Origin of the sequence: Burkholderia sp. NFPP32 (assembly GCF_900119325.1) — a bacterium.
Lineage (GTDB): Bacteria > Pseudomonadota > Gammaproteobacteria > Burkholderiales > Burkholderiaceae > Burkholderia > Burkholderia pyrrocinia_C.
Genome location: NZ_FPJP01000001.1, coordinates 637351 through 650367, shown reverse-complemented (window position 1 = coordinate 650367; position 13017 = coordinate 637351). Strand labels below are relative to the sequence as shown.

The 13017-nt window shown below is 66.8% G+C and carries 16 protein-coding genes; 11 read left to right on the top strand and 5 right to left on the bottom strand.

The genetic code is table 11. The annotated features are described in order from the left end of the window. Positions 1–89: 89 nt before the first annotated feature. From glyA to BT264_RS03025, 7 genes are all read left to right on the top strand, one after another. Entirely contained in the window at positions 90–1337 is a 1248-nt protein-coding gene (glyA, locus tag BT264_RS03055; protein WP_072436238.1) for a serine hydroxymethyltransferase, read from the top strand. A gap of 6 nt (positions 1338–1343) precedes the next feature. After that, positions 1344–1823 (top strand): transcriptional regulator NrdR, encoded by a 480-nt coding sequence (nrdR, locus tag BT264_RS03050; protein ID WP_006476792.1) that lies wholly within the window; start codon positions 1344–1346, stop codon positions 1821–1823. Between the two features lie 153 nt (positions 1824–1976). Continuing rightward, positions 1977–2540: a GspH/FimT family pseudopilin gene (locus BT264_RS03045; protein WP_072436237.1), complete on the top strand. Its 564-nt coding sequence runs from the start codon at positions 1977–1979 to the stop codon at positions 2538–2540. Then, the gene (locus BT264_RS03040) at positions 2540–2947 is read left to right on the top strand and encodes a type IV pilus modification PilV family protein (protein ID WP_083533892.1); all 408 of its coding nucleotides are present in this window, start codon (positions 2540–2542) and stop codon (positions 2945–2947) included. Before BT264_RS03045 ends, BT264_RS03040 begins: the two co-directional genes overlap by 1 nt. Next, positions 2937–3770: a type IV pilus assembly protein gene (locus BT264_RS03035; RefSeq protein ID WP_072436236.1), complete on the top strand. Its 834-nt coding sequence runs from the start codon at positions 2937–2939 to the stop codon at positions 3768–3770. The genes BT264_RS03040 and BT264_RS03035 overlap by 11 nt, the downstream gene beginning before the upstream one ends. Positions 3771–3961: 191 nt before the next feature. After that, positions 3962–4435 (top strand): hypothetical protein, encoded by a 474-nt coding sequence (locus tag BT264_RS03030; protein ID WP_371287012.1) that lies wholly within the window; start codon positions 3962–3964, stop codon positions 4433–4435. After that, a complete protein-coding gene (locus BT264_RS03025) occupies positions 4432–4878 on the top strand; it encodes a type IV pilin protein (RefSeq protein WP_072436235.1) in 447 nt (148 codons plus the stop codon). Before BT264_RS03030 ends, BT264_RS03025 begins: the two co-directional genes overlap by 4 nt. A 54-nt stretch (positions 4879–4932) precedes the next feature. Here the strand turns inward: BT264_RS03025 and BT264_RS03020 are convergent, their stop codons facing one another. The 3 genes from BT264_RS03020 to BT264_RS03010 form a co-directional block, all read right to left on the bottom strand. Then, positions 4933–5376, bottom strand: coding sequence for a DUF3318 domain-containing protein (locus tag BT264_RS03020; RefSeq protein WP_072436234.1), 444 nt, complete (start codon positions 5374–5376; stop codon positions 4933–4935). A gap of 43 nt (positions 5377–5419) precedes the next feature. Then, a complete protein-coding gene (locus tag BT264_RS03015) occupies positions 5420–5809 on the bottom strand; it encodes a phage holin family protein (RefSeq protein WP_072436233.1) in 390 nt (129 codons plus the stop codon). A gap of 123 nt (positions 5810–5932) precedes the next feature. Next, positions 5933–6235 carry an ElaB/YgaM/YqjD family protein gene (locus BT264_RS03010; RefSeq protein WP_026044969.1) on the bottom strand — a complete coding sequence of 101 codons (303 nt, stop codon included), beginning with the start codon at positions 6233–6235 and terminating at the stop codon, positions 5933–5935. 317 nt (positions 6236–6552) lie between these two features. On the opposite strand from BT264_RS03010, the gene BT264_RS03005 reads away from it, so the two are divergent. Then, positions 6553–7191 (top strand): peroxiredoxin, encoded by a 639-nt coding sequence (locus tag BT264_RS03005; protein ID WP_072436232.1) that lies wholly within the window; start codon positions 6553–6555, stop codon positions 7189–7191. A 150-nt stretch (positions 7192–7341) separates the two neighbouring features. Here BT264_RS03005 and BT264_RS03000 read toward each other — a convergent pair whose 3' ends face one another. Further along, positions 7342–8529: an acyl-CoA dehydrogenase gene (locus tag BT264_RS03000; RefSeq protein WP_034182834.1), complete on the bottom strand. Its 1188-nt coding sequence runs from the start codon at positions 8527–8529 to the stop codon at positions 7342–7344. 161 nt (positions 8530–8690) lie between these two features. Between BT264_RS03000 and BT264_RS02995 the strand changes: the two genes are divergently transcribed. Together BT264_RS02995 and BT264_RS02990 are read left to right on the top strand one after the other, a co-directional pair. Next, complete coding sequence (locus tag BT264_RS02995) at positions 8691–9482, top strand: IclR family transcriptional regulator (protein ID WP_072436231.1); 792 nt, start codon at positions 8691–8693, stop codon at positions 9480–9482. A gap of 149 nt (positions 9483–9631) precedes the next feature. Next, positions 9632–10042 carry a GFA family protein gene (locus tag BT264_RS02990; RefSeq protein WP_072436230.1) on the top strand — a complete coding sequence of 137 codons (411 nt, stop codon included), beginning with the start codon at positions 9632–9634 and terminating at the stop codon, positions 10040–10042. 141 nt (positions 10043–10183) lie between these two features. Here BT264_RS02990 and BT264_RS02985 read toward each other — a convergent pair whose 3' ends face one another. Further along, complete coding sequence (locus BT264_RS02985) at positions 10184–10987, bottom strand: EAL domain-containing protein (RefSeq protein ID WP_072436229.1); 804 nt, start codon at positions 10985–10987, stop codon at positions 10184–10186. A 352-nt stretch (positions 10988–11339) separates the two neighbouring features. Between BT264_RS02985 and BT264_RS02975 the strand changes: the two genes are divergently transcribed. Next, on the top strand, positions 11340–13001 hold the full coding sequence (locus BT264_RS02975; protein WP_072436228.1) for an FAD-dependent oxidoreductase: 1662 nt from the start codon (positions 11340–11342) through the stop codon (positions 12999–13001). The last annotated feature ends 16 nt before the right edge of the window (positions 13002–13017 follow it).

The window sequence follows — 13017 nt, the reverse complement described above, 5'->3', positions numbered from 1 at the left end:
GGATTCTTCCGCCACGTCGAGCTGGTCCCGCCAGCAGCGCACCGTACTCGGCCACCCCGGTCAACCTGTACACACTTAACGGAAACCGTATGTTTGACAGAGCCCAAAGCACCATCGCGAACGTCGATCCCGAAGTCTTTGCAGCGATCGAGCATGAAAACCGCCGCCAGGAAGATCACATCGAGCTGATCGCGTCGGAAAACTACACGAGCCCGGCCGTGATGGCCGCGCAGGGCTCGCAGCTCACGAACAAGTACGCGGAAGGTTATCCGGGCAAGCGCTACTACGGCGGCTGCGAGTACGTCGACGTGGTCGAGCAGCTGGCGATCGACCGCGTGAAGCAACTGTTCGGCGCGGAAGCGGCGAACGTGCAGCCGAACTCGGGTTCGCAGGCGAACCAGGGCGTGTTCTTCGCGATGCTCAAGCCGGGCGACACGATCATGGGCATGAGCCTCGCGCACGGCGGCCACTTGACGCACGGCTCGCCGGTGAACATGTCGGGCAAGTGGTTCAACGTGGTGAGCTACGGCCTGAACGAGAACGAAGACATCGACTACGAAGCGGCCGAGAAGCTCGCGCAGGAACACAAGCCGAAGCTGATCATCGCGGGCGCGTCGGCGTTCTCGCTGAAGATCGATTTCGAACGCCTGGCGAAGATCGCGAAGTCGGTGGGCGCGTACCTGATGGTCGACATGGCGCACTACGCGGGCCTGATCGCGGCCGGCGTGTACCCGAACCCGGTGCCGCACGCCGATTTCGTCACGACGACGACGCACAAGAGCCTGCGCGGCCCGCGCGGCGGCGTGATCCTGATGAAGTCCGAGTACGAGAAGCCGATCAACTCGGCGATCTTCCCGGGCATCCAGGGCGGCCCGCTGATGCACGTGATCGCGGCGAAGGCTGTGGCGTTCAAGGAAGCGCTGTCGCCGGAGTTCAAGGCGTACCAGGAAAAGGTGGTCGAGAACGCGCGCGTGCTCGCTGAAACGCTGGTGAAGCGCGGGCTGCGGATCGTGTCGGGCCGCACGGAAAGCCACGTGATGCTGGTCGACCTGCGTGCGAAGAACATCACGGGCAAGGCAGCGGAAGCGGCGCTCGGCGCGGCGCACATCACGGTGAACAAGAACGCGATCCCGAACGACCCGGAAAAGCCGTTCGTGACGAGTGGCGTGCGCCTGGGCTCGCCGGCGATGACGACGCGCGGCTTCGGGCCGGCGGAAGCGGAGCAGGTGGGCAACCTGATCGCCGACGTGCTGGAGAACCCGGAAGATGCAGCGACGATCGAGCGCGTGCGTGCGCAGGTCGCCGAGCTGACCAAGCGTTTCCCGGTCTATCGCTGATCGACGATGCGCTGCCCGTTCTGCCGGCATGACGACACGCAGGTCGTTGATTCGCGCGTGTCCGAAGATGGCGCCGCGATTCGGCGGCGCCGTCGCTGCTCGGCTTGCGACAAGCGCTTCACGACGTACGAGCGGGTCGAGCTGTCCCTGCCGTTCGTCGTGAAGAAGGACGGCAGCCGCACGGAATTCGACCGCCGCAAGATCGTCGCCAGCATGCAACTCGCGCTGCGCAAGCGGCCGGTTGCCGCCGACGCGATCGATGCGGCGGTCGCTCGCATCGAATATCAACTGCTCGCGACAGGCGAGCGTGAAGTGCGTAGCGAGAAGCTCGGCGAACTCGTGATGAACGAGTTGCGCGGCCTCGATACGATTGCCTATGTCCGCTTCGCATCGGTGTATCGCCGGTTCGAGGACGTTTCTGAATTTGCCGACGTGATCGAAGAGTTCCGTCGCGCCTCTCCCGCCAAGACCCCGCGTAAGCGCTGACGCGCTGCGTCCGTTCATCATCTTCTCCGTTGGTTCAGTTCGCGCCGATTGTGTCGGTCGCGATCGCATGTCGCCAGTCAGCCGTTCGGCAAATGGCGTGCGTCCGCACGTGTCGCTACAGTCGTCGCATCACTTTGGCGGAGGACGACTGCGATGGGACTGCGTTATCCATCTTTGAAAAGCGTGGTGCGACGCTCGGGCGGGTTCACGCTCGTCGAGCTGATGGTCGTTATCGCGCTGGCGGCCGGGCTTGCACTCTATGCGGCACCCGCGTTCGACCAGTGGCGCATGCGCGAACGCGTGGATGCGCGCTCGCTTGCGTTGCTCGGGGCGCTGTCGTTTGCGCGTACCGAGGCGACGCGTCTCGGCGTGCGCGTCACGCTGTGCCGGGCCGGGAGCGACGGTGTTTGCCTGCGTGCCGGCGAGCGGTGCGATCCGGCCGAATGGTCGTGCGACTGGCTCGTCAGCGGGCAATTCGACGGGCAGTCGCGCGTGCTGCGGCGCTATCCGCGCGATGCCGAAGTGGCCGTCGCGGGCGCCGCGCACGATCTGGCTTTCGCGCCGCCGGCCGGCCAGGCGATCGGCGGAATCCGGCGTTTCGAATTGCGTCCGCGCCGCGACCCGTCCGGAGCCGACGACGCACGCGCTTCGCGTTGCGTGCGGATTGCGGCGGGCGGCCGCGCGCGCGTTGTCGCCGGCCGTTGCGACGCGGCGTGATGACCATGCGCAACGCAATGCACGGCACGTCGCTGATCGAGGCGATGCTGGCCGTCGCGCTGCTCGCGACCGTGATGCTGGCGGTGGCCGGCAGCCAGCTCGCGATGGCGCACACGCAGCGGGCGACGATCTGGCGTGAACGCGCGCTGTGGCTGGCCGATGCGCGTATCGAGGGCCCGCGCGCCGGCGCAGGAGCCGACGACGGTCTCGCGGCGCTGGCGGCTGCATCGTTGCCCGGCGGTGCGATGACGCTCGACGACGGGCCGGCCGGCGTCCGGTACGCGATTGTCGGCTGGAGAGGCGGCAATGCAGCGGTTTCGCCGCGATGCGAAGTTGCAGGTGCGCCGGCGCAGCCGCCGTCTTGCGTCCGGATTCCGTTTCGGGAGGCTGGTGCAGATGAACGCTGATCGCCGCATGCGTGCGCATACGCTGCTCGAAGTGCTGATCGCGATGACCGTCGGCCTCCTCGTGCTCGCGGCGGCCGGTGCGCTGTACCACGCGCAGCGCGTTGCGCAGCGGCGCGCGGAAGACGGGTTCCGGATGCGCGATGCAGCCGGCACCGCGCTGATGCTGATCGGCCAGCAGCTCCAGATGGCAGGATTCCGGCCGCTCGATGCAGAACGCGCGTCATCGTTGCCGCCGGTATTCGGCTGTTCGATGGCGCGCGTGCGCGGCGACGGTGCGCAGGTACGGTGCGAGCCTGCGAGCGCTTCGTCGGACGCACTGCTGATCCGATATGTCGGCGATGCCGTGTCGACGTGGCCGACGGCGAGCGGCCAGGTGTCGGATTGTCTCGGGCAGGGTGTCGGCGTGTCCGGCGAACGGGCACCGGTGGAGAACCGCTTCGATGCGCACGTCAGTCCGTCGACCGGCGAGCCCGAACTGTACTGCGAAGGAAACGGCCGTCCAGGCACGCCACAGCCGGTCGTGTCGGGCATCGATCAGTTGCGTGCGCGCTATCTTCGTCGCGGAGGCATGCAGTTCGTCGATGCCGATGCGATGCGTGTCGACGACTGGCGCGATGTCGTGGCCGTGCATGTCTGCGTGCGGGCGCGCGGCGAACCGATGCGCGAGCCGGCCCGCCACGTCGACTGCGACGGTCGAGCTGCGGTTGCACAGGACGGCCGTGCACGTTTGACGCTGCATCGTGTCGTCGCGTTGAGGAATGCAGCGATCGCATTCGACGATACGTTGCGCGACGCAACGCACGCACGCGAGGTGTTGCGATGAGCGAAGCAGGAAGGTACGCGCGGGAGATATCGCGATGTGTTGCGGCAGGCAACCTGCCCGGACACATTGTGGCGAACGGTGACGAACTGCGACAGGGCGTGCGCACGGGAGCCGTGGCAACGAACCGGCACGAGCCGCGCATACGTTTCCGGTCAGCCGGTCGCGATTGGCGTCGCGACGCGGGCCTTGCATTGCCCGCAGTGATCGCGGTTGGTGCCGCCGTTGCAGCACTGACAGGCACGTGGTTCGAAGCCGCGCTGACGGAATCGCGCCGCACGCGTGCATTGTCTGATCGGCTGATCGCATTCCATGCGGCCGATGCCGCGCTTGCGGCATGTACTGCGCGATTGCTTCGCGGTTCGGCGCCCTACGTGAACGAAGGCGAATCGCACACGGAGCCCGACGCGTGGCGGCGCATGCCGGCGATGGCGGCCGCCGAAGCGTTCGCGCCGTTCGCCGGATGGCCGATGGCCGCACAGCCGCCGCGATGCCTGATCGAGGCGTGGCGCGGGGCAGGGCCGGCCGGTGGCCGCGCTTACGTCGTTACCGCGCGTGGCGTCGGCGCGCATGCGTCGAGTGCCGTCTGGCTGCAACACCAGGTCGCAATACGTGACGGACGCATCGTCGCGCTGCGCTGGCGGCGCGTCGCGGCGGGGCTTCGATGAACGGTCGCGCGTCCGTGTACCGATCGGCGGGATTCACGCTGCTCGAGCTGATGATCGTGCTCGCGATCGTCGCGGTGCTGGCCGGATGGGGCATCCCGTCGTATCGCGAGCATGTCGTGCGCGTTCACCGCGCGTCGGCGGTGTCCGCGCTGTATCGGGCAGCCCAATATCTCGAAACGCTGGACGGCGCACCGCCGCCGGCATTGCCGGACGCGCTCGCGCAGGCGCCGCCGGACGGGCGGGCCGTTTATCGATTGGCGCTCAGGCGGCCGGACGGCGACGACTCGCCGGTAACCTACGAGCTGGAAGCAAGCCCGCTCGACACGGGCCCGATGCACGACGATGCGTGCGGCGCCTTCACGCTGCGTTCGGACGGGACGAAGGGCAATGCGCGAAGGGATGGCGCCGACGAACAGGGTGCTGCTTGCTGGGGCGTGCGTTGAATTCGCACGAAGGGCGCGCAACGGTGCATGGCCGTGCGCGCAGGTCGCCGAGTATCAGTCGTCGTGTGCGTCGAGCTCGCGCTCGTCGCGCGACTGCTTCCAGATCCGGTAGACCTCCCATGCGGCGAAGCCGAGCGTGCCCCACTTCAGCGCGGGGCCGGCGCTCGCGCGCAGCAGCGAGCGAACGGGTTTCGCCAGCACGAGCGATGCGAGCGAACTCAGCATCGGATACTGGTTGACGAGGTGGCCGAGGCTCGCGTTCAGGTTTTTTGCGGACTGGCTGAACTTGCTGCCGGAAAGGCCGGGGATGAATACCTTGAGCCAGCTGAAGCGCGTGACGGCCTGGCGCATTTCGCCGGCGGCCGCCGCGAGTTCGAGTCGCTCGACTTCGGATCGCAGGATCAGCAATTCCTTGCGGAGCGCGCGATGCTGCGACGCGCTCCAGTTCGATCGCGACGAATGGGGGCGGTGTGCATTGCCCGTGACGTTCTGGCTCATGGCGCGTCGGCGAAGTAGGTGGGAAGGGGGAACACGACTGCGTTCACGGCTTGCCGCGGAACAGTTCGCGGTCTTTATCGAGTTCGGCGAGCGTCGCCTCGAACACGGTCGGCGCGTCGCGCAGGCCCGAGCGCGCCTTCAGCGCGCACACGATGCCGCCTGCGGCATACAGCGCGGTGATCGCTGCGAGCGATTGCCAGCGATAGGTATCCCAGAACGCGATCGCGACGAGCACGGTCAGGCTCACGAGCGCCATCGTCGCGAGCATCATTGCGGCGAGGCCGAGGAACAGCACGCCCATCAGGCGTTCCTTCTCTTCGGCAAGCTCGATGCCCACCAGTTCGAGGCGCGTTTGCAGAAGCCCGATCGCGGAGCCGACGAGGCGGCGCAGCGGTCCTTGGCCGGATGGCTGCGAGGTGGTGTCTGTCGTCATGGGTGAGGTGCTTGCGCGTGCAGTGAGCAGCTAGGACAAAGCCGGCCGGCGGCAACCGCCGGTCGGCTTCGACGCCCGCGGGCCGCGCGACGCGGCCCACGGGACGGAACGGCGCAGCGCGCGTTACTTGCGGTTGATCAGCAGACCGATCAGCACGCCGACGCCGGCTGCAACGCCGATCGACGTCCACGGATGCTCGTGCACGTAATCGTCGGTCGCGCGAGCGGCCTTCTTGCCTTTCTCGACGACCACGACCTGGACGTCGGCGGCCTTGTCCTTGGCCTGCTTCAGGCGCGACATGGCTTTCTCGCGCAACTCGGCCGCACGGTCGCCCGTGCTGCTGGCGGCTTGCTTGAGCAGGTCTTCGGCGTCCGCGAGAACGGTTTTGATATCCGACATCAGTTTCTCCTTGTTGATTTCCGACATTGCAACTCCCTTCGTGCTGTCATGCTGCAGGTTCACATCGTAGCGAAACGCCTGCCTGCTGGCGAGCCGGGAAGACGTACGGCGGCGTGCAAGACCGCATGGTAAACGATTTGTAATTATCAGCAGAGCGTCAAACGGGGTGAAAAGTTTCCCACGTGGCCGGCCGTCTCGCCGCAACACCGCGTAAAAATGACAAAAAAGTATGAATATCAAACGGAATAATCGTTCGCACGGCCCATTGCTTCCCGTAAGCTGATGGACTGTCCCGCGCCATACGGCGCGCGGTTTCAACCAGCATCGTTCGAGGAGGGAACATCATGAGTCTGCGTCTTGGCGACATCGCACCGGATTTCGAGCAGGAATCGAGCCTGGGCACCATCAAGTTTCACGAGTGGCTCGGCGACAGCTGGGGTGTCCTGTTCTCCCATCCGGCCGACTACACGCCGGTGTGCACGACTGAACTCGGGCTGACCTCGAAGCTGAAGGGCGAATTCGAGAAACGCAACGTGAAGGTGATCGCGCTGTCGGTCGACGGCGTCGAATCGCACAAGGGCTGGATCAACGACATCAACGAAACGCAGTCGACGGTCGTCGGCTTCCCGATCATTGCCGATGCGGACCGCAAGGTTTCGCAGCTGTACGACATGATCCATCCGAACGCGAACGAAACGCTGACGGTGCGCTCGCTGTTCGTGATCGACCCGAACAAGAAGGTGCGGCTCACCATCACCTATCCGGCCAGCACGGGCCGCAACTTCGACGAAGTGCTGCGCGTGATCGACTCGCTGCAACTGACCGACAACTACAAGGTCGCGACGCCCGGCAACTGGAAGGATGGTGACGACGTCGTGATCGTGCCGTCGCTGCAGGATCCGGAAGAGCTGAAGAAGCGGTTCCCGAAGGGCTTCAACGCGGTGCGTCCGTATCTGCGCCTCACGCCGCAGCCGAACAAGTAAGCATCGGCGCGTGAACGCGGTACCGGGCCGGCGGCCCGGTCCGCGGATCCGATATCGGATGAAAAACGGCCCGCCCGGCAGTCATGCCGGGCGGGCCGTATCTTTTTGCGCGTACGCTGCATCGCTGCCGGGCGCGCCGCATCCGGACGATCAGAAGAATGCCTGGATGCCTGTCTGCGCGCGGCCGAGGATCAGCGCATGGATGTCGTGCGTGCCTTCGTACGTGTTGACCACTTCGAGGTTCACGAGGTGGCGCGCGACGCCGAATTCGTCGGAGATGCCGTTGCCGCCGAGCATGTCGCGCGCGAGCCGCGCGATGTCGAGCGACTTGCCGCACGAATTGCGCTTCATGATCGACGTGATCTCGACGGCCGCCGTGCCTTCGTCCTTCATCCGGCCGAGGCGCAGCACGCCTTGCAGGCCGAGCGTGATTTCGGTCTGCATGTCGGCGAGTTTCTTCTGGATCAACTGGTTCGCGGCGAGCGGCCGGCCGAACTGCTGGCGGTCGAGCACGTACTGGCGCGCGGTGTGCCAGCACGATTCGGCGGCGCCGAGCGCGCCCCATGCGATCCCGTAGCGCGCCGAGTTCAGGCATGTGAACGGGCCGCGCAGGCCGCTCACGTTCGGCATCAGGTTCTCTTCTGGTACGAACACCTCGTCGAGGACGATCTCGCCGGTGATCGACGCGCGCAGCCCGACCTTGCCGTGGATCGCGGGCGCGGACAGGCCTTTCCAGCCCTTCTCGAGGATGAAGCCGCGGATCGCGTCCTTGCCGTTCTCTTCGAGCTTCGCCCACACGACGAACACGTCGGCGATCGGCGAATTCGTGATCCACATCTTCGCGCCGGACAGCGAGTAGCCGCCGGGCACCTTCTTCGCGCGCGTGACCATGCTGCCCGGATCGGAGCCGTGGTTCGGCTCGGTCAGCCCGAAGCAGCCGATCCATTCGCCGGTCGCGAGCTTCGGCAGGTATTTCTGCTTCTGCGCGTCCGAGCCGAATTCGTGAATCGGCACCATCACGAGCGACGACTGCACGGACATCATCGACCGGTAGCCCGAATCGACGCGCTCGACTTCGCGCGCGATCAGCCCGTAGCTCACGTAATTGAGGCCGGGGCCGCCGTATTCCTCCGGAATCGTCGGCCCGAGCAGGCCGACTTCGCCCATCTCGCGGAAGATGGCTGCGTCGGTGCGTTCGTGGCGGAACGCTTCGGTGACGCGCGGCGCGAGCTTGTCCTGCGCGTAAGCCTGCGCGGCGTCGCGCACCATCCGCTCTTCCTCGGTCAGTTGCTGGTCGAGCAGCAGCGGATCGTCCCAATGAAAAGTTGCAGCACTCATCGTCTCATCTCCTGTCGGTCCGCGTTAGCGCTTCAGCGCTTGCGCAGACCCCATGCTTTGCGGTCGTCCCCGGTTTGATCGGGCTCATGCCAAATGATCACTTGACTGAAGTTCCGCTGTGCGGAACAATGTTTTGCAAATCGAACCCAGTGTAGCACCAGATGACACTTTCAACCATCGACGAAACCACGATCGACGAACGCAAGTTCGTCGTCGCGCTCGCGCGCGGGCTCGACCTGCTGCGCGCATTCCGGCCCGGCGAGACGATGCTCGGCAACCGCGACTTCGCGGAGCGCACGGGGCTGCCGAAGGCGACCGTGAACCGGCTCGCCTATACGCTGACCGTGCTCGGCTATCTGCGCTACGACGAGACGCTCGGAAAGTATGCGCTCGACGCCGGCGTGCTGTCGCTCGGCTACGCGCTGCTGTCGGGCTCGGGGACGATCGACCTCGCGCGGCCGCACATGCAGGCGCTCGCGCGCGAGATCGGCGCGGCCGTATCGCTCGGCTGCCGCGACGGGCTCGACATGATCTATCTGGAGACGATCCGCAGCGAGACCGCGCTGACGCTCGGGCTCGCGCCCGGTTCGCGGCTGTCGATGCTGACGAGTTCGATGGGGCGCGCGTACCTGGCCGTGCAGCCGGAGGACGTGCGCCGCGCGCTTTATGCGGAACTGCATCGCGCGGCCGGCGGCGCGGCCGACGCCGATGCGCTCGTCGCCGCCGCACAGCATGCGGTGGCCGAGTTCTCGGCGGGCGGTTGCTGCTATTCGTTCCGTGCATGGCATATGGACGTGAACGCGGCGGCCGTGCCGTTTCGCGAGCCGCGCGAGGGGCGCTGGCTGATCCTGAGCTGCAGCGGCCCCGCATCGTCGATGGACGAGGACGTGTTCCGTACGCAGGTCGGGCCGAAGCTGAAGGCGCTCGCGCAGCGGCTCGGGCAGACGGCGTGAGCAACGCGGCGCGCGGCTATCGCCGTCGCGCCGCAGCGGTTTCGTCTCCGGTGTCGGTGAGAGCCGATGACGGCGCTGCCGCCGTCTCTTGTGCTGCGGTCGAACCGCGCTCATCATCGTTCGCCGGCTTCCCGACGACGAGGTTCGCGATGTCCCACCCAGAAACGATGGAAGGCGGATGCGCGTGCGGCGCGATCCGCTACCGTATCGCCCACGTTCCGACCGACGCCGGCTTCTGCCACTGCCGGCTCTGTCAACGCACGACCGGCGCGGCGGTCGTCGCATCGGCATCGGTGCCGATCGACGCGTTCGAATACCTGCAGGGCGAGCCGACCGTCTACGCGTCGAGCGCGTGGGGCGAGCGGCGCTTCTGCGGCCGTTGCGGCGCGCAGCTCGAATACCGGCTTGGCGACGCGCCGAAAACGGTCGAAATCAATTATGCGACGCTCGACGAGCCGTCGCGGCTGCGCCCGGCGTGGCACGTCTGGTATGGGGATCGTTTCCCGGGCATCGAGATCGACGACGATCTGCCCAAGTACGACGATGGCGGACGAGCGTAAGCGCTAACCATCGGCACCGACGGGCAGGCGTCGGGCAGCGGGTCGCGCCAGGCGGCCCGATCGCCCCATCCCGCAGCAGCACGACACCCGCATCCGGCATGCGGCGCGCGGCTCTCCGCGCGCGCCTGCCGTCCCATCCGTTCAGGCCGTCACGACCTTCGCGAACGCGGGCCCCTGCATGAACCGCACGTCGTGCTGGCGCAGCAGCTCGCACTGCGTCTCGTCGACGACGCCGTCGAAGATCAGCGGAATCCGCACGCGCTGCGCATACGCGACGAGCGCCTTGACCATCCCGTCGCGCAACGCGATGCCCGCATCCATCTTGATGTAGTCGGGCCGCGCCATCTCCGATTCGACCGCGAGGATGCGGCCCGGATCGGGCAGCTTGTCCGCGACCTTGAAGCCGTGATGCTGGTAGCTGCGCGTCAGGTAGCCGAGGAAGGTCTTGTGCGCGACGGCGACCGCCGGCAGCTCGATCACGATCCGCTCGGTCGGCAGCCCGAAGCGCTGCAGCACCGACGAGAAATGCTTGCCGTGGTCGTACTTCACGCTCTTGAGCAGCCGTTCGTGCACGCGCAGGAACAGCAGCCCGTGGCGCTGCGCGCCGAAGAAGTTGATCGCGTGCAGCGCGCGCGACAGGCGGTCGATCGCGACGAGTGTCTGGTCGTCGACGGCCGAGTCGACCGGATCGTGCGCGGCGCCCGTGACGACCGTGACAGCCTGGAAGCCGAGTTCGTCGCCGTAGCGCTCGATCGCGTCGGTGAACGACGTCGATTGCGGCGCGCCGGGCATCGTCACGTCGTAGATCGGTTCGTAGGCGCTGCCGAGCGTGCGCTCGGGCAGATTCGCGCTCGCGGTGCCGCCTTCGGCAAGCGCGAGGTGATCCCGCAGATACGGCAGTTGCCCGGCACGGGCGACCAGCTCGGGAATGGTGGGCGGAATCATCGGCGTAAGAAGGAAAAACGGCGGCCGAACGGGCCGCCTCGTATCTCGATATTAGCAGCGCGCGCCACGCTCGGCTCGGCGTTTCGCTCATATGGTTATCCCGTCCTCGAACCGGCGGCTAGGGTTTACGTTTATTTCACTATTCGTAATTGGTTTTACTATTCGTAAATCCAGGATTTGTCGCCGATCAAGAAATGCGGCATTCGGGCGTCGTTCTACGGCGCCGTTCGCGAATCAACGGGAAGCAAGGAGCGAGACGTGGCGGTTGACAGGAAAGGCGGGCGGGAGCGCCGGCAGGTGACGGGCGGAATGACGGGCGCGCCGGCGCGCGCACGGCAGGGTTGAGGCGCGGATGGCGACCATGAGCATCGATTACCAGACGCTGAAGTTCGAGTACCGTCCGCGCGCGCATGACGCGGCCGTTCACCCGGTGATCGTCGTCGGCGCGGGCCCGGTGGGCCTGTCGGCCGCGATCGACCTCGCGCAGCAGGGTGTGCCTGTCGTGCTGCTCGACGACGACGACACGCTGTCCACCGGCTCGCGCGCGATCTGCTTCGCGAAGCGCACGCTCGAGATCTTCGACCGGCTCGGCTGCGGCGAGCGCTTCGTCGACAAGGGCGTGAGCTGGCACGTCGGCAAGGTGTTCCTGCAGGACGAACAGCTTTACGCATTCGACCTGCTGCCCGAGGAAGGGCATGCACGCCCCGCGTTCATCAACCTGCAGCAGTACTACGTCGAAGGCTATCTGGCCGATCGCGCGTTCGAGCTGCCGAACATCGACATCCGCTGGAAGCACAAGGTGACGGGCGTCGAGCAGTCGGCCGAGCATGCGGTGCTGACGATCGAGACGCCGGACGGCGTCGCGACGCTGCGTGCGCAATACGTGATCGCGGCCGACGGCTCGCGCAGCCCGATGCGCACGATGATGGGCCTCGAAAGCCACGGCCGTACGTTCAAGGACCGCTTCCTGATCGCCGACGTGAAGATGAAGGCGGAGTTTCCGACCGAGCGCTGGTTCTGGTTCGATCCGCCGTTCCACCCGAACCAGTCGGTGCTGCTGCACCGCCAGCCCGACAACGTATGGCGCATCGACTTCCAGCTCGGCTGGGACGCCGATCCCGTCGCCGAGAAGCAGCCGGAGCGCGTGATCCCGCGCGTGCGCGCGCTGCTCGGGCCGGACGCCGCGTTCGAGCTCGAATGGGTGAGCGTCTACACATTCCGCTGCCAGCGGATGGAGTCGTTCCGTCACGGCCGCGTGCTGTTCGCGGGTGATTCCGCGCACGGCGTGTCGCCGTTCGGCGCGCGCGGCGCGAACAGCGGCGTGCAGGATGCGGACAACCTCGCGTGGAAGCTGAAGCTCGTGCTCGACGGCCGCTCGGCCGACCGCCTGCTCGATACGTACGCGAGCGAACGCGAGTTAGCGGCCGACGAGAACATTCGCAACTCGACGCGCTCGACCGATTTCATCACGCCGAAAAGCCCGGTGTCGCGCGTGTTCCGCGACGCGACGCTGAAGCTTGCGCGCGATTGCGAATTCGCGCGCAAGCTCGTGAACAGCGGCCGCCTGTCGGTGCCGGCCGTGCTGGCCGATTCGCCGCTGAACACGCCGGACCGCGGCGGCGACGCATTCGCATGCGCGATGCGACCGGGCGCGGCGGCGGCCGATGCGCCGGTGCGTGTGCAGGGTGCGGCGGGCTGGCTGCTGCAGCACTTGCGCGGCGGCTTCACCGGCGTGCTGTTCGGGTTGCCGGGCGACGCGGCCGCGCTCGCGCAGGCCGTCGACGGCCTCGCGCTGCCGGTGCGGCCGGTGCTCGTCGTGCCCGCCGGGCACGCGCAGCCGGTGGCCGGCATCGACGTCGTGGAGGACGTCGGCGGTTTCGCCGCGCAACGCTATGACGCGAAGCCCGGCACGTTCTACCTGCTGCGTCCCGACCAGCATGTCTGCGCACGCATGCGCACGCTCGACCGTCAGGCGCTTGCCGACGCACTGGCGCGCGCGACCTGCGCACGATGAATACCGCATTGGACAC

What these genes read in the sequence shown, in the direction of transcription:
- BT264_RS03010 (WP_026044969.1), bottom strand. Translation starts at nt 6,235, where the DNA reads ATGTCGGAAATCAACAAGGAGAAACTGATGTCGGATATCAAAACCGTT.
- BT264_RS03040 (WP_083533892.1), top strand. Translation starts at nt 2,540, where the DNA reads ATGACCATGCGCAACGCAATGCACGGCACGTCGCTGATCGAGGCGATG.
- BT264_RS03000 (WP_034182834.1), bottom strand. Translation starts at nt 8,529, where the DNA reads ATGAGTGCTGCAACTTTTCATTGGGACGATCCGCTGCTGCTCGACCAG.
- BT264_RS03025 (WP_072436235.1), top strand. Translation starts at nt 4,432, where the DNA reads ATGAACGGTCGCGCGTCCGTGTACCGATCGGCGGGATTCACGCTGCTC.
- BT264_RS02985 (WP_072436229.1), bottom strand. Translation starts at nt 10,987, where the DNA reads ATGATTCCGCCCACCATTCCCGAGCTGGTCGCCCGTGCCGGGCAACTG.
- nrdR (WP_006476792.1), top strand. Translation starts at nt 1,344, where the DNA reads ATGCGCTGCCCGTTCTGCCGGCATGACGACACGCAGGTCGTTGATTCG.
- BT264_RS03015 (WP_072436233.1), bottom strand. Translation starts at nt 5,809, where the DNA reads ATGACGACAGACACCACCTCGCAGCCATCCGGCCAAGGACCGCTGCGC.
- BT264_RS03020 (WP_072436234.1), bottom strand. Translation starts at nt 5,376, where the DNA reads ATGAGCCAGAACGTCACGGGCAATGCACACCGCCCCCATTCGTCGCGA.
- BT264_RS02990 (WP_072436230.1), top strand. Translation starts at nt 9,632, where the DNA reads ATGTCCCACCCAGAAACGATGGAAGGCGGATGCGCGTGCGGCGCGATC.
- glyA (WP_072436238.1), top strand. Translation starts at nt 90, where the DNA reads ATGTTTGACAGAGCCCAAAGCACCATCGCGAACGTCGATCCCGAAGTC.
- BT264_RS02975 (WP_072436228.1), top strand. Translation starts at nt 11,340, where the DNA reads ATGGCGACCATGAGCATCGATTACCAGACGCTGAAGTTCGAGTACCGT.
- BT264_RS03045 (WP_072436237.1), top strand. Translation starts at nt 1,977, where the DNA reads ATGGGACTGCGTTATCCATCTTTGAAAAGCGTGGTGCGACGCTCGGGC.
- BT264_RS02995 (WP_072436231.1), top strand. Translation starts at nt 8,691, where the DNA reads ATGACACTTTCAACCATCGACGAAACCACGATCGACGAACGCAAGTTC.
- BT264_RS03035 (WP_072436236.1), top strand. Translation starts at nt 2,937, where the DNA reads ATGAACGCTGATCGCCGCATGCGTGCGCATACGCTGCTCGAAGTGCTG.
- BT264_RS03005 (WP_072436232.1), top strand. Translation starts at nt 6,553, where the DNA reads ATGAGTCTGCGTCTTGGCGACATCGCACCGGATTTCGAGCAGGAATCG.